Origin of the sequence: Bordetella genomosp. 5 (assembly GCF_002261475.1) — a bacterium.
GTDB lineage: Bacteria > Pseudomonadota > Gammaproteobacteria > Burkholderiales > Burkholderiaceae_B > Bordetella.
Map to the genome: position 1 here is coordinate 370,973 of NZ_NEVN01000001.1, position 21,846 is coordinate 392,818.

17 protein-coding genes are annotated in these 21,846 nt (G+C 67.9%); 7 read left to right on the plus strand and 10 right to left on the minus strand.

Going from position 1 to position 21,846, the window contains the following annotated elements:
• Positions 1-50: 50 nt before the first annotated feature.
• From CEK29_RS01815 to phoB, 4 genes are all read right to left on the minus strand, one after another.
• Positions 51-1,460, minus strand: coding sequence for a heavy metal sensor histidine kinase (locus tag CEK29_RS01815; RefSeq protein ID WP_255176040.1), 1,410 nt, complete (start codon positions 1,458-1,460; stop codon positions 51-53).
• Positions 1,457-2,131: a heavy metal response regulator transcription factor gene (locus CEK29_RS01820; protein ID WP_094798490.1), complete on the minus strand. Its 675-nt coding sequence runs from the start codon at positions 2,129-2,131 to the stop codon at positions 1,457-1,459. Before CEK29_RS01820 ends, CEK29_RS01815 begins: the two co-directional genes overlap by 4 nt.
• A 79-nt stretch (positions 2,132-2,210) precedes the next feature.
• Positions 2,211-3,521, minus strand: a complete 1,311-nt coding sequence (gene phoR, locus CEK29_RS01825; RefSeq protein ID WP_094798491.1) for a phosphate regulon sensor histidine kinase PhoR — start codon at positions 3,519-3,521, stop codon at positions 2,211-2,213.
• 13 nt (positions 3,522-3,534) lie between these two features.
• Complete coding sequence (gene phoB, locus CEK29_RS01830; protein WP_094798492.1) at positions 3,535-4,233, minus strand: phosphate regulon transcriptional regulator PhoB; 699 nt, start codon at positions 4,231-4,233, stop codon at positions 3,535-3,537.
• 159 nt (positions 4,234-4,392) lie between these two features.
• Here phoB and ubiE point away from each other — a divergent pair, with 159 nt between their 5' ends.
• The 6 genes from ubiE (at position 4,393) to rfaE2 (ending at position 10,478) form a co-directional block, all read left to right on the plus strand.
• A complete protein-coding gene (gene ubiE / locus CEK29_RS01835) occupies positions 4,393-5,166 on the plus strand; it encodes a bifunctional demethylmenaquinone methyltransferase/2-methoxy-6-polyprenyl-1,4-benzoquinol methylase UbiE (RefSeq protein ID WP_094857175.1) in 774 nt (257 codons plus the stop codon).
• Between the two features lie 231 nt (positions 5,167-5,397).
• Entirely contained in the window at positions 5,398-6,444 is a 1,047-nt protein-coding gene (locus CEK29_RS01840) for a Tim44 domain-containing protein (RefSeq protein ID WP_094857176.1), read from the plus strand.
• Positions 6,445-6,641: 197 nt separating this feature from the next.
• Positions 6,642-7,307: a ubiquinone biosynthesis accessory factor UbiJ gene (locus CEK29_RS01845; protein ID WP_094798495.1), complete on the plus strand. Its 666-nt coding sequence runs from the start codon at positions 6,642-6,644 to the stop codon at positions 7,305-7,307.
• Positions 7,304-8,857: a ubiquinone biosynthesis regulatory protein kinase UbiB gene (ubiB, locus tag CEK29_RS01850; RefSeq protein WP_094798496.1), complete on the plus strand. Its 1,554-nt coding sequence runs from the start codon at positions 7,304-7,306 to the stop codon at positions 8,855-8,857. Before CEK29_RS01845 ends, ubiB begins: the two co-directional genes overlap by 4 nt.
• A gap of 169 nt (positions 8,858-9,026) precedes the next feature.
• Positions 9,027-9,908, plus strand: a complete 882-nt coding sequence (locus CEK29_RS01855) for a ferritin (protein ID WP_094798497.1) — start codon at positions 9,027-9,029, stop codon at positions 9,906-9,908.
• Between the two features lie 78 nt (positions 9,909-9,986).
• Positions 9,987-10,478 (plus strand): D-glycero-beta-D-manno-heptose 1-phosphate adenylyltransferase, encoded by a 492-nt coding sequence (gene rfaE2, locus CEK29_RS01860; RefSeq protein ID WP_094798498.1) that lies wholly within the window; start codon positions 9,987-9,989, stop codon positions 10,476-10,478.
• Between the two features lie 51 nt (positions 10,479-10,529).
• Here rfaE2 and CEK29_RS01865 read toward each other — a convergent pair whose 3' ends face one another.
• The 6 genes from CEK29_RS01865 to CEK29_RS01890 form a co-directional block, all read right to left on the minus strand.
• On the minus strand, positions 10,530-11,858 hold the full coding sequence (locus CEK29_RS01865) for a TolC family outer membrane protein (protein WP_094798499.1): 1,329 nt from the start codon (positions 11,856-11,858) through the stop codon (positions 10,530-10,532).
• A 4-nt stretch (positions 11,859-11,862) separates the two neighbouring features.
• Entirely contained in the window at positions 11,863-12,543 is a 681-nt protein-coding gene (locus CEK29_RS01870; protein WP_094798500.1) for a protein-L-isoaspartate O-methyltransferase family protein, read from the minus strand.
• 148 nt (positions 12,544-12,691) lie between these two features.
• Positions 12,692-13,516: a bifunctional hydroxymethylpyrimidine kinase/phosphomethylpyrimidine kinase gene (gene thiD, locus CEK29_RS01875; protein WP_094798501.1), complete on the minus strand. Its 825-nt coding sequence runs from the start codon at positions 13,514-13,516 to the stop codon at positions 12,692-12,694.
• On the minus strand, positions 13,513-14,310 hold the full coding sequence (locus CEK29_RS01880; RefSeq protein ID WP_094798502.1) for a thiazole synthase: 798 nt from the start codon (positions 14,308-14,310) through the stop codon (positions 13,513-13,515). Before CEK29_RS01880 ends, thiD begins: the two co-directional genes overlap by 4 nt.
• Before the next feature lie 147 nt (positions 14,311-14,457).
• Positions 14,458-15,519, minus strand: a complete 1,062-nt coding sequence (locus CEK29_RS01885; RefSeq protein WP_255176041.1) for a cobalamin-binding protein — start codon at positions 15,517-15,519, stop codon at positions 14,458-14,460.
• A gap of 64 nt (positions 15,520-15,583) precedes the next feature.
• Positions 15,584-17,635: a TonB-dependent receptor gene (locus CEK29_RS01890; RefSeq protein WP_094798504.1), complete on the minus strand. Its 2,052-nt coding sequence runs from the start codon at positions 17,633-17,635 to the stop codon at positions 15,584-15,586.
• Between the two features lie 404 nt (positions 17,636-18,039).
• On the opposite strand from CEK29_RS01890, the gene metH reads away from it, so the two are divergent.
• Complete coding sequence (gene metH / locus CEK29_RS01895; RefSeq protein WP_094857177.1) at positions 18,040-21,813, plus strand: methionine synthase; 3,774 nt, start codon at positions 18,040-18,042, stop codon at positions 21,811-21,813.
• Positions 21,814-21,846 lie beyond the last annotated feature (33 nt).

The window sequence follows — 21,846 nt, forward strand, 5'->3', positions numbered from 1 at the left end:
GGATCCCTGCACTGTAGGGCCCGCCCGGTGACCCCTGCCTGACGCCCACATTACTTTTCGGTAATGTGCGCCGCGGGCAGCGCCAGGCCGATTTCGGTGGCGCCGTCGCCGCTGCGGGCGTGCACGGTGCCGCCATGCATGCGTGCGATCGCCCGCACGATCGCCAGCCCGAGCCCGTGGCCCGGCACGCGTTCCGGCCCGGCCGCGGGCGGCGGTCCGCCTCGGAAAAAGCGGTCGAACAGCCGCGGCAGCTCGGCCGCCGGGATGGGCATGCCGGGGTTGCGCACCGTGATGTCGATCGCGCCGCCTGCTGCGTCCGGTGCCGGCGTGCAGACGATCACGATCTCGCCGCCGGCCGGTGTGGCGCGGACCGCGTTGGCCACCAGATTGGCCAGCGCGCGGCGCAGCAGGCGGGCGTTGGCCTGTGCCGTGGCACGGCCCTCGATACGCAGACGCAGGCCACGGTCTTCCAGATCGGCTTCGTAGAATTCCGCGACGCGCCGCGCCTCCTGTTCGATCGGCACGAGGCCGAGCTCCGCGGCGCGTTCACCGCCGTCGGCCCGCGCCAGAAAAAGCATGTCGTTGACGAGCGAGCTGAGGTTCTCGAGCTCTTCGAGATGCGAGGCCAGCGTGTCGCGCAGTTCGTGCGGCGAGCGCTCGGAGGCCAGCGTCACCTGGGTGCCGTTGATCAGCGTGGCGAGCGGCGTGCGCAACTCGTGCGCGACGTCGGCATTGAAGCCTTCCATCTGCTGATAGGCGGACTGCAGGCGTTCGAGGGTGTGATTGAACGCGGCCACCAGATCGGCCAGCTCGCGATCGATGCCCGCGACGGGCAGCCGCTCGTGCGGCTGATCGGCGCGGATCGCCGCAGCCAGGCGCGACAGCCGGCCCACCGGTGCGAGCGTGCGCCGCACCGCCCAGGCCGCCAGCGCCACGGTGGCACCGACCCACAGGGCGCAGATGAGCGCGACCACGGAGCCATACGCGACCAGGAATTGCCCGCCCGCGCGGGTGCTGACGGCCACCGTCAGGCGCGCGCCGGGGCGCTCGTGGGCGTCGAGCGGCACCTGCACGCCGCGCAGCACCTGGCCGTCGGGGGCTTCGATCTCGATTTCGTCGCCCCGCAGCGCGCGCAGCCGCGGCGCGGCCGGACCATAGAGCACCTGATCGCCGTCGGTCAGCCAGATCGCGAGGTTGCCGTGGCCGGTGCGCATGTTGTCCAGCGTCGCGTCCAGGCTATGTCGATCGTGCGAGCCGGGCGTCATGCCGACCAGATGCGCGATCAGCTCGGCCTTGCCGCGCGCCTCGGTCACTTCCTGCTGCCGCATTTCGCGCTCGAGCGCCCACAGCAGCGTCATGCCGGCCACGGCCGACAGGGCGAGGGAGATGGCGCCCAGCCAGAGGATCAGGCGCGTCTGCATGGACGGCGCGCGGTGCGCGCGCACGGGCCCGGCACTCATGCGCGCGATTCCAGGACATAGCCCATGCCCCGCACCGTGTGCAGCAGGCGCTGTGCGTAGGGATCATCGAGCTTGCCCCGCAGCCGCCGCACCGCGACCTCGATCACGTTCGTGTCGCTGTCGAAGTTCATGTCCCAGACCTGCTCTGCCAGCGTGGCGCGCGACAGCACCTGGCCCTGCCGGCGCAGCAGTAGGCTGAGCAGGGAGAATTCTTTGGCCGTGAGGTCGAGGCGCTGGCCGCCGCGCTGCGCCTTGCGGCTGACGAGGTCGAGTTCGAGGTCGGCCAGGCGCAACACCGTGGGCTCCTGGCTGCGGCCGCGCCGGCCCAGCGCATGCACGCGGGCGAGCAACTCGGAAAACGCGAAAGGCTTGACCAGATAATCGTCGGCGCCGCCCTCGAGGCCGCGCACGCGGTCTTCGATCTTGTCGCGCGCGGTGAGCATCAGGACCGGCGTGTCGGCGCGCCGGGCCCGCATCTCCGCCAGCACACCGAACCCATCGATGCCAGGCAGATTCACATCCAGCACGACAAGGTCGTAATCGCCCTCGATCGCCAGATGACGGCCATCGACGCCGTCACGGGCCAGGTCGACCACGTGGCTTTGTTCGGACAGGCCTTTATGCAGGTAGTCGGCGAGCTTGAGCTCGTCTTCGATCACGAGGATGCGCATGATGCCGGTGAGAGCAGGAAAGACACAGGCCGCATTATGCCGCCGGGGCAGCGTGGCCTGTGTCCTGCCATCACGCGAATCAGTCGGACAGCTCCGCGCCCGCGATGCGCTCGGGAGGGAACTGCAGCGAGAAGAGGCTGCCCTTGCCGGGCTCGCTCTCGATCAGCAGCTCGGCGTCGTGCCGCATGGCGATGTGCTTGGTGATGGCCAGGCCCAGGCCGGTGCCGCCCACGGCCCGCGAGCGGCCGCGGTCGACGCGGTAGAAGCGCTCGGTCAGGCGCGGGATGTGGCGCGCCGGGATGCCGATGCCGGTGTCCTGCACGCTGTAGCGCGCGCCGCCGTCGGGGGTGCCGGCCCAGTGGACCGTGATCGTGCCCTCGTCGGGCGTATAGCGCACGGCGTTGGTCAGCAGATTCGAGAAGGCCGAGGCCAGCTCCGAGGCATTGCCGAGCACGTCGAGCGTCTCGTCGATGTGCCACTGGAACACATGCCGTCCGCCGGACAGCGCCTCGACCTGCTGACGCGCGGTCTGCAGCAGCGAGGCGGTGTTCACGGCCACCGGATCCGAGCCGGGCGAGGATTCGAGCGTGGAGAGCGTCAGCAGGTCTTCGACGATGGCCTGCATGCGCTGCGCCTGCTCGAGCATCATGCCGAGATACTGTTCGCGCTGCTCGGGGCCGATGGCCTCGGACGGCATGTCGCGCAGGGTTTCGAGAAAGCCCGCCAGCACGGTGAGCGGCGTGCGCAGCTCGTGCGAGACGTTCGCCACGAAGTCGCGCCGGGTGGTTTCGAGCCGTTCGATCTGCGTGACGTCGCGCGAGATCAGCAGGCGCTGATTGCGTGCATACGCGGCCAGCTGCATCATCATGACGCGCTCCTGGCCGTTGAGCGTGAGCCGCACCAGCAGGGGCTCGGGCCAGTCACCGCGATGGGCGTAGGCCACGAACTCGGGCGCGCGCAGCAGATTGAACAGGTTGTGGCCCCGATCGGCCGGCAGCCGCAGCCCGAGATGGCGGCGCGCCATCCGGTTGGCCCAGTCGATCTGGAAGTCTTCGTTCAGTGTCACCACGCCGTCGGGCAGGGCCTGCGCGGCCGCCAGCATGCTTTGCATGGTGTCGCGCATTTCCTGGATCTCGCGCGAGCGGCGGCGCGTGTAGCGGTAGAGCGGCGCGAGGATGTCGTCCCAGGGGCCGACCGACGCGGGCGGCGCCGTGTCGGGATTGTGCGCCCAGTGCGACACCAGCTGCAGGCGCCAGCTGCGCCAGACCAGCATCACCAGCAGGGCCGCCGAAAACACCATCCAGCCCGCGGGGGAGCCGATGGCCCAGTTCGCGAACAGGGCCACGACCGCCCAGAACGCGGCCAGTATGAGAGTGCGTAGCCAGATCATCGTGAGCGGATTTTTACCGCGCCGGGACCTGTGCCGTAAACCGGTACCCGCTGCCGCGCACCGTCTCGACGTGCGCATCGTGGCCGCTGGGTTCCAGGGCCTTGCGCAGGCGGCGGATGTGGACGTCCACCGTGCGCTCTTCGACGAACACGTGGTCGCCCCAGACCTGATCGAGCAGTTGCGAACGCGAGAACACGCGTTCCGGGTGCGTCATGAAGAAGTGCAGCAGGCGGAACTCGGTGGGGCCGATCTGCAGCGACTGGCTGTTGCCGGCCAGGCGGTGCGTGACCGGATCCAGGCGCAGGCCCGCGACGTCGATGATGTCGTCGGTCAGCTGCGGCGCGCGGCGGCGCAGCACGGCCTTGATGCGGGCCATCAGCTCCTTGGGGGAGAACGGCTTGGTGATGTAATCGTCGGCCCCGGCTTCGAGGCCGTCGACCTTGTCCTGCTCCGCGCCCTTGGCGGTCAGCATGATGACCGGCACGCTGCGGGTGCGCTCTTCGTCGCGCAGCTTGCGGGCCAGCGACAGGCCCGACATGCCGGGCAGCATCCAGTCGAGCAGGATCAGATCGGGCAGTTCGGCGCGGATGAGCGTCTGGGCCTGCTCTGCGTCAAAGGCCCGGAGAACCTTGTGACCGGCAAACGAAAGATTGACGGCGATAAGTTCCTGGATGGCGGGTTCGTCTTCGACGACAAGTATGGTGCTGGACATGGTGTTACACATCAGTCGGGCGCAGGCGCTGCGCGAACATTGCGATAGTATGGCCGCAATATTTCAGGTATGTGACGGATCCTTCAGGCCGCGCCTCTGCCATTCGCGTAAGGATGCCGGTCCGATCGGCTACCATTGGGTGATACCCGAGATCCGACTATGCAAAACCCCCATTCCTCTTCCGATACCGGCGACGCCGGCCAGTCCACCCACTTCGGCTTCCAGTCCGTGCCGGAGGCCGACAAGGCCCGCAAGGTCGCCGAAGTGTTCCACTCGGTCGCCGCCAAATACGACGTCATGAACGACCTGATGTCGGGTGGCCTGCATCGCATCTGGAAAGCGTTCACGATCAGCCGCGCGGCCATCCGCCCCGGCATGAAGGTGCTGGACATCGCCGGCGGTACCGGCGATCTGGCCCGTGCGTTCGCCAAGCGCGCCGGCGCCACCGGCGAAGTGTGGCTGACCGATATCAACGACTCCATGCTGCGCGTGGGCCGCGACCGTCTCACGGATGGCGGCATGATCCTGCCCACCGCCGTCTGCGACGCCGAGAAGCTGCCGTTCCCGGATGGCTATTTCGACCGCGTGAGCGTGGCCTTCGGCCTGCGCAACATGACCCACAAGGACCGTGCGCTGGCCGAGATGACGCGGGTGCTCAAGCCCGGCGGCAAGCTGCTGGTACTGGAGTTCTCGCGGGTGGCCAAGCCGCTCGCGCCGGCCTACGACTGGTATTCCTTCAACATCCTGCCCTGGCTCGGCAAGAAGGTCGCCAACGACGAGGCCAGCTACCGCTATCTGGCCGAATCGATCCGCATGCATCCCGACCAGGACACCCTGGCCGACATGATGCGCACCGCTGGCCTGGATCGGGTCCAGTACTTCAACCTGACGGCCGGCGTCGCCGCCCTCCACGAAGGGGTCCGTCTGGGCTGAGCGCTCCCCCCGGGGAACTTGTGGCGGACTGCCTTGTCCGTTATGCTTAGACCATTCAGATTTCTGTAAGAAAAGGTCAGGTTACCTTCACGCCGGCAGGGCACCCCGCCCGGCGCGCGCAGTCCCCGACCCTTACACCACAGAATCACTAATGTGTGCCCCGGCCACAGGCCGGGCGCGCTGCGCTCCTGCGGGGGAGCGCTCATGCTTGTATACGAGGAGCATATTGCGATGTCCCGAATCGGTTTTTCCCGGGGTCTCTCCCGAACTCTCGCCGCGGCGCTGATCGCCGTGTCGGGCGCCGTGCTGATCACGGCTTCCTTCGACGCTGAAGCCCGCCGTGCAGGCGGTGGCAGCAGCGCCGGCCGTCAATCGAGCAACGTGACCACGCAACGCCAGGCCACCACGCCTCCGGCCACGCCGGGCGCGGGCACCACCGCGGGCGGCACCGCCGCCACCGCCGGTACCGCCGCCGCGGGCACCGCTGCCGCCGGCGCCGCCGCGCGCAGCGGCGCGTCGCGCTGGCTGGGTCCCATCGCCGGCATCGCCGCCGGTCTGGGTATCGCCGCGCTGCTGTCGCACATGGGCCTGTCGGGCGCCTTCCTCGAGTTCCTGAGCAGCGCGCTGCTGATCGCACTCGTCGTGTTCGCCGTGATCTTCCTGGTTCGCCGTCTGCGTGGCGGTGGCCAGCGTCCGGCCATGCAAGGCGCCTACGGCAACAACAACGCCAACGGCAACAACAACGGCCAGGGCAACCAGCCGATGTGGCGTGAGGCGCTCAAGCCCACGCAGCCGGCTCCGGCCGCCCAGCCGGCCGCCGCGCCGGTGGCTGCCGCCGCCGCTGCACCGGCCGCTGCCGCGCTGCCCAAGGCAGGCGAGGATGGCAACTGGTTCATCCCGGGCGACTTCGATACGCCGCGCTTCCTGCAACAGGCCAAAGAACAGTTCGTTCGCATCCAGGGCATCTGGGACAGCGGCAACGTCGAAAGCCTGCGCGACCTGCTGACCGATGACCTGATCATCGAACTCAAGCCGCAGCTCGAGGCCCGTGCCGGCGACGCCAACAAGACCGAAGTCGTGCTGCTCAACGCCGAGCTGCTGGGCATCGAGACCGTCTCCGACGGCCACCTGGCCAGCGTGCGCTTCTCGGGCATGCTGCGCGAAGAGGCCGGCGCCGAAGCCTTCCGCTTCGAAGAGGTCTGGAACCTGTTCAAGCCCGCGAACGGCGGCTGGCTCCTGGCCGGCATCCAGCAGATCCCGGTGGAATACGCGAGCTGATCGCGCCTTCCGGCGCCGGCCCCGGCCGGCGCCCGGTCCACCTCGATGCTTTACCCCTGAACCGGTCTTGTGGCGCATGCCCTGGGCCGGTTCGCTCGTTAGGGAGAGGGCCGCGATTAGCGCGGCGTATTAAACCGGTAAACTGCCTAAGTTCATACCGGACCTCCCTGGCCGCTTGCGCGGCCGCATGATTCCCGATGCTGCCTTTGCCCGCGCCCTTTTCCGTCCTGCCCCCGCCATCGCGATTCGTCGTGCGCCTGCTCAACGCGCTGCTTGCGCGCGAGCCGTGGGCGAGCGCGCGTCTCGTGCGTCACGCCGGCAAGACCGTGCGTTTCGCGCTGGGCAATTTCTCGCTGTCGCTCACCATCACGAGCGATGGGCAGGTGGACGTGGCCGATCCTGCGGTCGTGGCCGACGTCACGCTGTCGGGCGTGCCCGAGCGCCTGAGCCTGGCGAGCCTGCTGCCCGGCGTGCGCCCGGCTGGCACGCGGCCCGACGTGGCCGAGCTCACGCACATTTCCGGTGACGCCGCGCTGGCGCAGGTCGTGGCCGACCTGGCGCGCGATCTGCGTTGGGACGTCGAAGACGAGCTCGCGCAGCGCATCGGCGACGTGCCCGCGGCGCGCCTGCTGGGCGGTGCCCGCGCGCTTAACGACTTCGTGCGTGGCGCCGCGCTGCGCCTGGCACAGAACATCTCCGAATACCTGGCCGAAGAGCGCGCCGTGCTGACCAGCCGGCCCGCCCTGGCGCAGTGGCGCCTCGACCTCGATCAGCTCGGCACCGACACCGATGCGCTGGCCCGCCGGCTGAGCGCGCTCGATGCCCGCCTGGGCCGTCAGGCCGCGGTGAGGGGCGCGCGATGATGACTCTCCTGCGTCTGCTGCGCATCATCGTCGTCTCGCTGCGCTATGGGCTCGACGAGCTGGTGCTGTCGAGCATCAACCATCCCGTGGCCACGCTGCTGTTGCGCGTGATGCGCTTCGGCACGCGGCCGCGTACGCCGCGCGGCGTGCGCCTGCGCCGCGCGCTCGAGTCGCTGGGCCCGATCTTCGTCAAGTTCGGTCAGGTGCTCTCGACCCGGCGCGATCTGATTCCGGCCGACATCGCCAACGAGCTTGCGCTGCTGCAGGACCGCGTGCCGCCGTTTCCGTCGGCGCAGGCCGCCGCCATGATCGAGGCGGCGCTCGGCGCGCCGCCCGCGCAGCTGTTCGCCCAGTTCGACGTCGATCCGGTGGCCTCGGCCTCGATCGCGCAGGTGCACTTCGCCGTGCTGCACGATGGCCGCGAAGTGGCCGTCAAAGTGCTGCGGCCCGGCATGCTGGCCGTGATCGAACAGGACATGTCGCTGTTGCGCATCGTGGCGCGCGTGATCGAGCGCCTGGGCGACGACGGCCGCCGGCTCAAGCCGCGCGAAGTGGTTGCCGAGTTCGACAAGTACCTGCACGACGAGCTGGATCTGGTGCGCGAGGCCTCGAATTGCAGCCAGTTGCGCCGCAACTTCGGTCCCGAATCGGGCCGCGGCGACATGCTGATCGTGCCCGAGGTGATCTGGGAGTTCACGGCGAGCACCGTCTTCACGATGGAGCGCATGTACGGCATTCCGGTGGGGCAGGTGGATCGCCTGCGCGCCGCCGGCATCGACATCGCCACGCTGGCCCGCAGTGGCGTCGAGATTTTCTTCACCCAGGTGTTCACCGACGGCTTTTTCCATGCCGACATGCACCCGGGCAACATCTATGTGTCCGATAAGCCCGAGACGCTGGGGCGCTACATCGCGCTCGATTTCGGCATCGTGGGCTCGCTGTCGGAGTTCGACAAAAATTATCTGGCGCAGAACTTCCTCGCTTTCTTCCATCGCGACTATCGCCGTGTGGCGCAGTTGCACATCGAGTCGGGCTGGGTGCCGCCCGACACGCGCGAAGAAGAGCTCGAGGGCGCCGTGCGCGCGGTGTGCGAGCCGTACTTCGATCGGCCGCTTTCCGAGATTTCGCTGGGGCAGGTGCTGCTGCGCCTGTTCCAGACTTCGCGCCGCTTCAACGTCGAGATCCAGCCGCAGCTGGTGCTGCTGCAAAAAACCCTGCTCAACGTCGAAGGCCTGGGGCGGCAGCTCGATCCCAACCTCGATCTCTGGAAGACCGCCAAACCCTATCTCGAGCGCTGGATGCGCCAGCGCATGGGGTTCGATGGTCTGAAGAAGGCGATGTCCAAGGAAGCGGTGCAGTGGGCGCAGATGCTGCCCGCGATGCCGCGCCTGGTTCATGATTACCTCAGCCGTCCCGTCGTTGCGCCGCAACTGCTCGACGAGCTGAACAAACTGCGGCGCGCCCAGGAACACAGCAACCGTGTCCTGATCGCGCTCACGGCGGTGGTGGCGCTGGGCATAGTGGTTGCTTTCTGGGCACTGACGCGATGAGCGCGGCCTGTCACGGAAACGTCACCGAATTGTCATCACAGCTTCGCCTGCACCGGCGATAACTCACTCCTATGAGGTGTACCGGCATCATGCTCACAAGGCATGACGTCCGCAGCACCCATTTTTTGACCCACAAGCCCCTCAAGCGGGAAATTTCAAGGGCTAAATCATGCTTTATCCTGAACTCTTCAAGACCATGGAAGCCGTGCGCTGGAATATGGCGACCGACATTCCCTGGGACGACTTCGACCGCAGCAAGCTGACGGAGGAGCAGGCCCAGACCATCAAGATGAACGCCATTACCGAATGGGCGGCGTTGCCAGCGACCGAGATGTTCCTGCGCGACAATCGGGCCGACAGCGACTTCTGCGCGTTCATGTCAGTGTGGTTCTTCGAAGAGCAGAAGCATTCGCTGGTATTGATGGAGTATCTGCGTCGCTTCCGTCCCGACCTCATGCCGACCGAAGAAGAGCTGCACAAGGTGCGCTTCGAGTTCGATCCGGCGCCCGAGCTCGAGACGCTGATGCTGCACTTCTGCGGCGAGGTGCGCCTGAACCACTGGTACCGTTGCGCCGCCGACTGGCACACCGAGCCGGTGATCAAGGCGATCTACAAGACCGTGGCCCAGGACGAGGCCCGCCATGCCGGCGCCTATCTGCAGTACATGCGCCGCGCGCTGCACGACCGCGGCGAAACGGTGAGCGGCGATGCCCGTCACGCGTTCGCCAAGATCGGCGTGCTGATGGCGTCGGCCAGCCGCAGCGCCCAGGCGATGCACCCGACCAATCTGCACGTCAACAAAGACCTGTTCCCCAACGACACCGTTCAGTCGCGTCTGCCCGAACCGGGCTGGCTGGAGCATTGGCTGGACACGCAGATCCGCTTCGACGGTCTGTGGGAGCAGAAGGTCGCCACGCGCATCCTGCACATCCTGTCCAAGCTGCTCGACAGCAACTTCGCCTCGGTCAAGGATCTGAACCGCTACCGCAAGGAAGTCGCCGCGCGCCTGCGCCCGGCCACGCCCGGCGGTTCGGTGCTGGTCGGCGTCTGAGTGCGTTGATCGCGGGATAGCCGCGGGCCGCGTCCCGCGGCTATTCGAAGCGGCGGACAGGCCGCGTACAATCGCCGCATGACGACGACCGCCCGCTTCGAATCCAAGATCCTCAGCCGCGAAGACCTCGTGGCCGCCGTGGCCTCGGGCCGCCTGCCGCGGCCGCTGGTGTTCACCAACGGGGTGTTCGACATCCTGCATCGTGGCCACGTCACCTATCTCGACGCGGCCGCGCAGCTGGGCGCCACGCTGGTGGTGGCCGTCAATACCGACGCGTCGGTGCGCCGGCTGGGCAAGGGCGCCGAGCGCCCGCTCAACGCCGAGGGCGACCGCGCGGCCCTGCTGGCCGCGCTGGCCTGCGTCGACGCCGTCACCACCTTCGCCGAAGACACGCCCACCGAGCTGATCGGCGAGCTGCGGCCCGATATCATCGTCAAGGGCGGCGACTACGACATGGAAACCCTGCCCGAAACCGCCCTGGTCAAGACCTGGGGTGGCCGGGCGGTGGCGATTCCGTTCGAGTTTCAGCGCTCCACGACGACGCTGGTGCGCAAAATCCAGGCGGGCTGAGGCAGGGCCCGGGTCAGCCAGGCCGCCGCGCGCTGGCGGGGTCTGAGGGCCTCAGCGCGGCAGCCGCAGCAGACGGTTGACGGCGTCGAGGTCGGACTCGGCCAGGATGCCGCTCACGGCCTTCAGGCGCAGCCCGTCGAGCAGGGTGTTGTAACGCACCACCGCGAGGTCGCGTTGCGTGGCGTAGAGCTGCTGCTGGGCGTTGAGCACGTCCAGGTTGATGCGCACGCCCAGCTCGTAGCCCGTCTGGTTGGCATCGAGCGATGCGCGGCTGGAGCGCTCGCCGGCCTCGAGCGCACGCACGCGCGCCAGACCGGTCATCACCCCATTGAAGTACAGCCGCGACGCGGTCACAGCCTGGCGCCGTGCCGTCTCGAAATCGTGGCGCGCTTTTTGTTCGAGCTGGACGCGTTCTGTTACCTGAGAGGAGATACCGCCGCCGGCGTAAAGCGGGATCGACAGGGTCACGCCGACGCTGCTGTCGATGGGGCGGCCGGACCCCGAGCGCTGCAGCGAGCCATCGGTAGCGCTGCCGCTGCTGGCGTACATGTTGAGCGTGGGGTAATGGCCGCTCTTGGCGATCTCGGTATTGCGCGCCGCGATGCGGGTGGACAGTTGCGCGCGCAACACCTCGAGGCCGGCCGCTTCGGCCTGGGTCGACCAGTCGGCCAGCCGCGCCGGCTGCGGCGCGGGCAGCGCGACCCCATGCGGCAGTTCGGCCAGCGCGCCCGGCGCGCTGCCCATGATCTTGGCCAGCTCGTCGCGCAGCGTCATCACCTCGTTCTGCAGACGCAGCTCTTCGGCCGACAGCAGGTCGTGGCGCGCCTGGGCTTCGTAGGTATCGATGATGGTGGCGTTGCCGAGCTCGAAGCCGCGTTGGGCCGCGGCGAGCTGTTCGGCCACGGCGGCCTTCTCGGCTTCGGTGGCGGTGAGGGTTTCCTGGGCCGCCAGGATGCCGAAATAGGCGCCCGCGACGCGCAGGATCAGGTCCTGGAAAGCCTGCTGCAGCTGCACCTCGGCGTCGGCCACCACCAGCTTGGATTGCTCGAAGCGCTGCCAGCGGTTCCAGTCGAACAGGGGCTGCGTGAGCACCAGGTCCCAGGTGCCTCGGCCACGCCCCTGGTCATAGGCCAGGCCGCGCGTGCTGCGGCTTTCGTTGTAGGCGCCGGAGGTTTCGCCGGTGATGTACGGCAGCAGCTCGGCGCGTGCCTGCGGCAGCTTTTCGGAATTGGCCCGGTACTCGGCGCGCGCGGCCGCATAGAGCGGGTCGCGCGCCAGCGCCTCGCGCCAGACCTGCATCAGATCCTGCGCGCAGGCCGACACGCCGGCCGTTGCGGCGCAGAACCCGATCAGTACTGCTGCAACGTGCCGGGCGCGCATCGCGTCAGAATTTGAAGTGCGATACGGTCGCGCCGCGCAGCGGCTTGATCACGGTCTCGAAGAGCTGGACGGTTTCGAAGCTTGCCGCCGTGGTGCGGGTGATGCGACAGGCGGTCTGGATCGGGGCATCGCCCACGATCACGACCAGACGGCCGCCCACGCGCAGCTGATACTTGAGCGCATCGGGCACGGTGGGCACGGAGCCGGTGACCAGGATGGCGTCGTATTCGGTGGAGCCCCAGCCGTTGCGGCCGTCGCCCGTCTCGACCTTGACGTCGGTGACGTTGTTCATCTGCAGATTGGTCTGCGCGAACGCGACCAGACGCGGATCGATCTCGACGGTCGTGACTTGCTGGGCCAGATGGGCCAGCAGGGCCGCCTGATAGCCCGATCCGGTACCGATTTCGAGCACGCAGTCGGTGGGCTGCAGCTGCAGCTCCTGGGCCAGACGTGCCTCGAGCTTCGGCGTCAGCATGGTCTGGCGCGTATTGACGGCGTTGATCTCGAGCGGAATCTCGAGGTCGGAGAAGGCGATCGAGCGCAGGGCCGGCGGCACGAACAGCTCACGGCGCACGGCGAACAGGGCGTCGAGGACGCGCGTATCGAGTACGTCCCAGGGGCGGATCTGCTGTTCCACCATGTTGAAGCGGGCTTGTTCTACGTCGGGCAGGGTCGAAGCGTTCATGACGGCAAAAGAGAATCGGACAAAGGGATTAGCGTCCCATTGTAGCGGCTACTACCCTTCATGGGCATGAAGCCGGGCCGCGGCGCGGCCGGGGCCGCGCGCGGAGCGTGTACCGGCCCGCGCGCCGGGGCGCACGGGCCGGGGGGAATCACCACCAACCGTGGAAATGATGGACCGGGCCGTGGCCCTCGCCCACCTGCAGGCGCTCCGCGTGGCGGATGGCCTCGGTGAGATAGGCCTTGGCGCGGCGGGCGGCCTCGGGCACCTCGTCGACCTGCGGCAGCAGGGCGGCCAGCGCCGCCGACAGCGTGCAGCCGGTACCGTGGGTATTGACGGTGTCGATGCGGTGGCCCGGCAGCTCGATCATGCGGTCGCCGTCGTGCAGCAGGTCGATGGTCTCGGAGCCGGGCAGATGCCCGCCCTTGACCAGCACCCAGCGATGGCCCGAATGCGCCATGCGGTTGCGCAGGCGCTCGGCCACCCGTCGCATTTCCTTGACGGTTTCGACGGGCCGCTCTTCGAGCAGCACGCCGGCCTCGGGCAGGTTGGGCGTGAGCAGCGTGGCCTGCGGCAGCAGCGACTCGCGCATCGCGCCCACGGCGCTGCGTTCGAGCAGGTGGTCGCCGCTCTTGGCCACCATGACGGGGTCGACCACGACGTGCGGCGGCGTCCAGCGCGCGAGCTTTTCGGCGACCACCCGGATCACGGGCTCCTGGCCCACCATGCCGATCTTCACGGCATCGATGCGCACATCGGCGAACAGGGTATCGATCTGCTCGCCCACGAAGGCGGGCGGGACCGGCGCGATGCCGCTCACGCCGCGCGTGTTCTGGGCGGTGAGGGCGGCAATCACGGCGCAGCCGTAGGCGCCAAGGGCGCTCATGGCCTTGACGTCGGCCAGCACGCCGGCGCCGCCGGAAGGATCGACGCCCGCGATGCTCAGGGCGTTGGGAATGCGACGCGGGGCGTTCATTGCTTGGCGGCGATCAGGCCTTCAGTGGGCGAGCTGGGCGCGCCGCTATACAGCTTGCGCGGCACGCGGCCGGCGCGGAAGGCCTCGCGGCCCGCCTCGACGCCCTTTTTCATGGCGCTGGCCATCAGCACCGGATCCTGGGCGCCGGCGATCGCGGTGTTCATGAGAACGGCGTCGCAGCCGAGCTCCATCGCGATGGCGGCATCCGAGGCGGTGCCCACGCCCGCGTCGACCACCACCGGCACCTTGGTCTGGTCGATGATGAGGCGCAGGTTCCAGGGGTTGAGAATGCCCATTCCCGAGCCGATCAGCGAGGCGAGCGGCATGATGGCGACCACGCCCATGTCTTCGAGCATGCGGGCCTGGATGGGATCGTCGGTGCAATACACCATGACCTTGAAGCCGTCGTCGATCAGGGTCTTGGCGGCCTTGAGGGTCTCGGGCATGTTGGGGAACAGCGTGTGCGGATCGCCCAGGACCTCGAGCTTGACCAGGTCGTGGCCGTCGAGCAGTTCGCGCGCCAGGCGCAGCGTGCGCACGGCGTCGTCGGCCGTGTAGCAGCCGGCGGTGTTGGGCAGCAGCGTGAAGCGCGAGGGCGGCACGTAGTCGAGCAGGCTGGGCTCGCCGGGGTTCTGGCCGATGTTGGTGCGGCGGATGGCGACCGTGACGATATCGCAGCCGGAGGCGTCGAGCGCGGCGCGCGTCTGTTCGAAATCCTTGTACTTGCCGGTGCCGACCAACAGGCGCGACGCGTATTCGCGGCCGGCGATGGTGAGGGTATCTTGAGTGCTCATGGCGATGCTAGGCAGATGCGGCGGGACGGCCCCGGAGGACAGCGCCGCGCGTGAATGAAGCGATGCAGGTATCCATCATAAAGCACCGGGCCTGCGGCGGCCCGGAAGAGCCGGCTCGCGGCGCGGGTATCCGGTGGGGGCCGCGGGCTACGGACGCACGCGGTCGAGCATCTCGCACAGGGCGGCGCTCAGGTCGACCAGACGCGGACCGGGGCGGTACAGCGCGTCGGCGTCGAGCGCGTACACATGGCCGGCCAGCGCGGCCGGCAGGCGGGTGTCGTGCCAGCGGCGGCGCAGGGTCTCGGCCTCGGCGGCCGACTGCACGCCCGCGATCACCGCATCCGGACGGGCCGCCAGCACGCTTTCGAGCGATACCTGCGGTGCGACCACCGGCGCCTGACCGAACACATTGACCCCGCCGCAAAGCGTGAGCGCATCGCTCACGATGCTGCTGTCGTTCAGGGTGTAGAGCGGGTCGGTGCCAGCCTGCACGAACACGCGCACCTTCGGCTTGCCGGCATAGGCCGCGCGCAGGCCCGCCAGCCTGGCACGCAGGCGCGCGGCTTCGGCGTCGGCCGTGGCCGTGGTGCCGAACAGCCGGCCATAGCGTTCGATCGAGCTCGGGATGTCGTCGAGCCGCTGCGGATCGGAATAGAAGATCGGCGTGCCCAGCTTGCCGGCGATGCCGGTCAGGCCGGCCGCGGTGGCGGGCTGCCAGCCGAGGATCAGGTCGGGGTTAAGGCGGACCACGCGTTCCGGATCGGGCTGCATGGCATCGCCGATGCCCGGCAGCGCGCGCGCGGCGGGCGGGTAGTCGCTGGCGCGTACCGTGCCGGCCAGATAGGCGCCCGCGCCGGCGGCATAGACCAGCTCGGTCGCGTGCGGTGTCAGGGTGATGGCGCGGCGCGCGGGCGCGGCCAGCGTGACCTGGCGCCCGAGATCGTCTCGAACCTGGATCGGTGGCGTCGCTGCCGGCGCGTGGGCCGGCGCCGTTGCGACCTGCACCTGGAACTGCGGCGTCGTCGCCGATGCCTGAGCCCACACGGGGATGAGGCCCGGCATCAGCGCCGCGGCCAGCGCGCCGGCCCGCAGTGCGGCCCTGGCCGGCGCCCTGTCCGGCGCCCGTGCCCACGCCATGCGCGGTACGGGCCGGGGATGGCCGGGAGCGTGGACGGGGGCGGTGCGCCAGGGCGCGCGGGGGGCATTCATCGTGGAGCTCACGTCCTGCCGATACAGCCGGCGTCGAAACGCCGACTATATCGGATCAGGCGCCTCAGTAACGCAGGGTGAGCGAGGCGTAGAAGTTGCGGCCCGGGGCGGGGTAGAGGTTGTAGCGTGCCTCGGAACCGAGCATGGCGAAGTCAGCGTTGCCGCCGCGGATGCCGTACGTGGCGTACTGACGATCGAAGATGTTGTTCACGCCCACGGCGGCTTCGACGTTGCGGGTGAACTTGTACGCGAGCTTGGTGTTGAACAACACGTACGCATCGAGCTGCTTGCCGAACTGATTGGCCTGGTCGTTGTCCATGCGCGACTTGCCCACGTATTGCGCCGAGACGTTCCACAGGAACGCGTCGGTGGGGCGCCAGGTGACGCCGGCGTTGGCCAGCCACTTGGGTGCCAGGGGCACGTCCTTGCCGGCCAGATCCACGCCCGCGTAGTTGCCGGAGCGGAACTCGGCTTCCATCCAGGTGACGTTGGCATCGAGCGTCAGGCTGCTCGACAGCGCGTGATGACCTTCGAGCTCGATGCCCTGGCGGCGGGTCGGGTCGAGGTTGGTGTTGGCGCCCGTGCCCGGGCCCCACATGCCGTCGGCCAGCGGGTTGTACTGGATCTCGTTGGTCAGGTCATAGCGGAACCACGACAGGCGCGCGCTGCTGCGCTCGGACTGCCAGGTCACGCCGAGTTCCTTGTCCGTCGAGGTCTGCGGCGAGAGCGGCGATTGCACCGACAGCAGTTCGTCGGCGTTGGGCAGGCGGAAGCTGCGGCCGATCTTGCCGTAGACGCCGAAGCCGCGGCTGAGGTCCTGGCGCACGCCCAGTTGCCAGGCGGTCAGGTGGTTGCCCCGGTCGGAGGGCGTGCCGGCGTCGCCCGACAGCGCCGACAGATCGTCGGAGGCGTATTGACGGCGCACGCCGGCGGTCACGTAGGTGCTGTCGGTGGCGCGGACCTGGCCTTCGGCGAACAGGCCGTACTGATGCTGGCGCGATTGCCACTTGGCCTGCTCGAACGCGTAGTAGGCGTCCTGGGTCGAGGTGGTCTTGGCTTCCAGCGCATCGGCGCCCACGATCAGGCTGTGGCCGCCGTCGAACGGCAGGCGGTAGCGCAGGCTCAGGTTGTTTTCTTCGAGCTTCTGGTCGCGCAGCGTGTCGCCGAAGCCGTCGAACGAACGGCCGTTCAGCTTCTTCTCGCGGCTGGAGGCGTCGGCGTACAGGGTGCCGGGGCCGATGTCCTGCACGATCTGGGTGCCGAAGATCGTGGAGGTGCTCTTGACGTAATCGATGTCGTTCTTCGAGCCGCGCGGATCGTCCTGGTATTCGTTCAGGCCGGTGAACGGATCGATCGCGCGCGCGCCGGGCAGGTCCAGGCGCTGCGTGGTGGTGCGGGCGTAGAGGCGGATCGAGCCGTTGTCGTGGCGGAAGGTCAGGCCGCCGCCGCCGCCTTCGCGGCGTTCGCCGCTGTGGTCGCGGTAGCCATCGGTGTGCAGCGATTGCACGAACGCGTCGACGCCGACCTTTTCATTGTTGAGCGCGGCCGAGGCGTCGTATTGGCGCAGGCCGTAGCTGCCGAACGTGGCCGTGGCGCTGGCCGTGACGGGTTCTTTGTTGAACGGGCCGCGCGTGATGATGTTGATCACGCCGCCCGTGGTGCCGCCACCGTACTGCACGGAACCGCTGCCGCGCACGATTTCCACGCGTTCGACCTGGCCGAGCGGGATCACGCCGAGATTCGGCGCGGAGAGGTCGTTGGTGTTTTGCTTGACGCCATCGATCAGGATCAGCGTGTTGCTGAAGCCGGTGATGCCGAAGCCGCGCAGGTCGACGATGGCGTTGTCGTTCGAGCTGGTCGTGTTGACCAGATGAATGCCGGCCTGGGTCGACAGCAGATCCTGCATCGTGCGGGCGCTGCTGGCGGCGATGTCCTGGGCCGTGATCACCGAAATGGAGACGGGCAGGGTGCGGCCATCGGTGGGCACGCGCTGCGCGGTCACGGTGACGGTGTCGAGTTCGGAGGGGGCGGGGTTGCCGGCCTGCTGGGCGCTGGCCAGCGCGGGAGCGGTGCACAGCAGGGCGCCGGCGTAACGCCGGATAGAGCGGGATTTCATCAACTAGACCTCGATGCGACCCGCGACCCCGCAGGTCATACCAATGGGAGAACGCTGATGGCGCGGCGGGCGCGCACGGGCAGGCGTTCTGACGAGCGAACAGGCCGGTATCGGGCTGCCACGCGTGAGACGCGTGGGGACCGTTGCGGGGGCAGCACAGGCTGGGCGTGGCGGGGCGCGAGCTGTCGTGACGACAGGCGCGTCCGGCCCGGAGGCCTTCCTGTTTCCCGTTTATCTTTCGCACGCGGCGGGCAAGTGTTGTGCGCTTGCCCGTTCAGTGCGCCGAAAGCACCCGTTCGGGGCCGAAACTGTATCACCGGCGGGCGCGAGATGACCGGTTTTGTTACGATCCAGGACTGATTTCAAGGGGTTTTCCCCTTTTCGCCACACACCAGGATCTCTTCGTGCCTTATCCCAGCCTGCCCTACCCGCCCGAGGCCTTCACTCACGGTGCCGAGTTCGCTCGTCTGCTGGAGCGGCGCATCCTGATCCTGGACGGCGCGATGGGCACGATGATCCAGCGCTACAAGCTGACCGAGTCCGATTTCCGTGGCGAGCGCTTTGCCGAGCACCACAAGGATCTCAAGGGCGACAACGAGCTGCTCTCGCTGGTGCGGCCCGACGTGATCAGCGAGATCCACCGTCAGTATCTGGCGGCCGGCGCCGACGTGATCGAGACCAATACCTTCGGTGCGACCTCGATCGCCCAGGGCGACTACGATCTTCCGGAGCTGGCCTACGAACTGAACCTGGCGTCGGCCAGGCTGGCGCGCGAGGCCTGTGACGCCTACAGCACGCCCGAGCGGCCGCGTTTCGTGGCCGGGGCGCTGGGCCCGCAGCCCAAGACCGCCTCGATCTCGCCCGACGTCAACGACCCGGGCGCGCGCAACGTCACCTTCGAAGAGCTGCGCGTCGCGTATGTCGAGCAGCTCAATGGTCTGCTCGATGGCGGCATCGACGTCGTCCTGATCGAAACCATCTTCGACACGCTCAACGCCAAGGCGGCCATCTTCGCGGTCGAAGAGGTGTTCGAGGCGCGCGGCGTGCGCCTGCCGGTGATGATCTCCGGGACCGTCACCGATGCCTCGGGCCGCATTCTGTCGGGCCAGACCGTCGAGGCATTCTGGAACTCGGTGCGGCACGCACGTCCGGTCACGATCGGCCTGAACTGCGCGCTGGGCGCGGCGCTCATGCGCCCGTATGTGGCCGAGCTCGCCAAGATCTGCGACACCTATCTGTGCGTGTACCCCAACGCCGGCCTGCCCAATCCCATGGCCGAGACCGGCTTCGACGAGACGCCCGCCGACACCTCGGCGCTGCTCGAAGAGTTCGCGCGCTCGGGCCTGGTCAACATGGCGGGCGGTTGCTGTGGCACCACCCCCGATCACATCAAGGCCATCGCCGACAAGGTGCTGAGCCTGACGCCCCGCGTGGTGCCCGAGGTGCCGGTCAAGACCCGCCTGTCGGGCCTGGAACCGCTCAACTTCGACGAAGACTCCCTCTATGTGAACGTGGGCGAGCGCACCAACGTCACCGGCAGCAAGATGTTCGCGCGGCTGATCCGCGAAGAGAAGTACGACGAGGCGCTCGCCGTCGCGCGCCAGCAGGTCGAAAACGGCGCGCAGATCATCGACATCAACATGGACGAGGCCATGCTGGATTCGGTGGCCTGCATGCACCGCTTCCTCAACCTCATCGCCTCCGAACCGGACATCGCACGCGTGCCGGTGATGATCGACAGCTCGAAGTGGGAAGTGATCGAGACCGGCCTGCGCTGCGTGCAGGGCAAGCCCGTGGTGAACTCGATCTCCATGAAGGAAGGCGAGGCGCCGTTCCGCGAACACGCCCGCCTGTGCCGCCGCTACGGCGCCGCCGTGGTCGTGATGGCCTTCGACGAGCAGGGTCAGGCCGACACGCTCGAGCGTCGCAAGGAAATCTGCGCCCGCGCCTATCGCATCCTGGTCGAGGAAGAGGGCTTCCCGCCCGAAGACATCATCTTCGATCCCAACGTGTTCGCGGTGGCCACCGGGATCGACGAGCACAACCACTACGCGGTCGACTTCATCGAAGGCACGCGCTGGATCCGCGACAACCTGCCCCATGCCCGCATTTCGGGCGGCGTGTCGAACGTGAGCTTCTCGTTCCGCGGCAACGAGCCGATGCGCGAAGCCATCCACACGGTGTTCCTCTACTACGCCATCAAGGAAGGCATGACGATGGGCATCGTCAATGCCGGCCAGCTCGGCGTGTACTCCGACCTGGCGCCGACGCTGCGCGATCTGGTCGAAGACGTGGTGCTCGACCGCGCCGAGCCGGTCGGCAAGACCGACCCGGCCGATGAGCGCACGCCCACCGAGCGTCTGGTGCAATTCGCCGACACGGTGAAGGGCTCGGGCGCGAAGAAAGAAGAAGACCTGGCCTGGCGCAACCAGCCGGTCCAGCAGCGCCTCTCGCATGCCCTGGTGCACGGCATCACGACCTTCATCGTCGAAGACACCGAAGAGGTGCGGCAGGAAATCGCCGCGCGTGGCGGACGTCCGATCGAGGTGATCGAAGGCCCGCTGATGGACGGCATGAACGTCGTGGGGGATCTGTTCGGCGAGGGCAAGATGTTCCTGCCGCAGGTGGTGAAGTCGGCGCGCGTCATGAAGCAGGCCGTGGCCCACCTGATCCCGTTCATCGAAGAAGAGAAGCGCCAGATCGCGGCGGCGGGCGGCGACGTCCGCGCCAAGGGCAAGATCGTCATCGCCACCGTCAAGGGCGATGTGCACGACATCGGCAAGAACATCGTGTCGGTGGTGCTTCAGTGCAATAACTTCGAGGTGGTCAACATGGGCGTGATGGTGCCCTGCGCGCAGATCCTCGAGACCGCCAAGAAAGAAAATTGCGACATCATCGGCCTGTCGGGCCTGATCACGCCCAGTCTCGAAGAGATGGCCTACGTGGCCTCCGAGATGCAGCGCGACGAGTATTTCCGTTCGCGCCGCATGCCGCTCATGATCGGCGGGGCCACCACCAGCCGCGTGCACACCGCGGTCAAGATCGCGCCCAACTACGAAGGCCCGGTGATCTACGTGCCCGACGCCAGCCGTTCGGTGGGCGTGGCTACCAACCTGATGTCGGATCAGGCGCAAACCTATCTCGACGAGCTGGCACAGGAGTACGAAGACGTGCGCCGCCGCCACGCCAACCGCAAGGCCACGCCGCTCGTGTCGATCCAGGAAGCGCGCGCCGCCCGTCCGCAGATCGATTGGGACGCCTACACGCCGCCGCGCCCGAAGTTCATCGGCCGCCGCACCTTCAAGAGCTACGACCTCGCCGAGATCGCGCGTTACGTCGATTGGGGTCCGTTCTTCCAGACCTGGAGCCTGTTCGGGCCGTTCCCGGCCATCCTCGACGACAAGGTCGTGGGCGAGCAGGCGCGCAAGGTCTACGCCGACGGCCAGGCCATGATGAAGCGCATCATCGAAGGCCGCTGGCTGACGGCCAACGGCGTGGTGGGCTTCTATCCCGCCAACCGGGTCAACGACGAAGACATCGAAATCTATCGCGACGAGACGCGCAGCGAGGTGCTGTTCACCTATCGCAATCTGCGCCAGCAGGGCGTCAAGCGCGAGGGCGTCACCAACAAATGCCTGGCCGATTACATCGCGCCGAAGGAGAGCGGCAAGCTCGACTATGTGGGCATGTTCGCAGTGACCGCGGGTCTGGGCATCGAGAAGAAAGAGGCCGAGTTCGAAGCCGCGCTCGATGACTACTCGAGCATCATGCTGAAGTCCCTGGCCGACCGTCTGGCCGAGGCCTTCGCCGAATGCCTGCACGCCCGCGTGCGGCGCGACCTGTGGGGCTACGTGCCCGACGAGGAACTCGACAACGAGGCCATGATCGCCGAGAAGTACGTCGGCATCCGGCCCGCGCCCGGCTATCCGGCCTGCCCCGAACACGTGGTCAAGAGCGACATGTTCGAGGTGCTCGACGGCAACGAAATCGGCATGCAGCTCACCGACAGCTACGCGATGTACCCCGCGTCCAGCGTCTCGGGCTTCTATTTCAGTCATCCCGATTCGCAGTACTTCAACGTGGGCACGATCGGCGAAGATCAGCTCAAGGACTACGCCGAGCGTAGCGGCCGGTCGCTCGAAGATCTGCGCCGCACGCTGGCGCCCAACCTCGGCTGAGCCTGCGGGTCGTGAAAGAAACAGGGAGGCGCG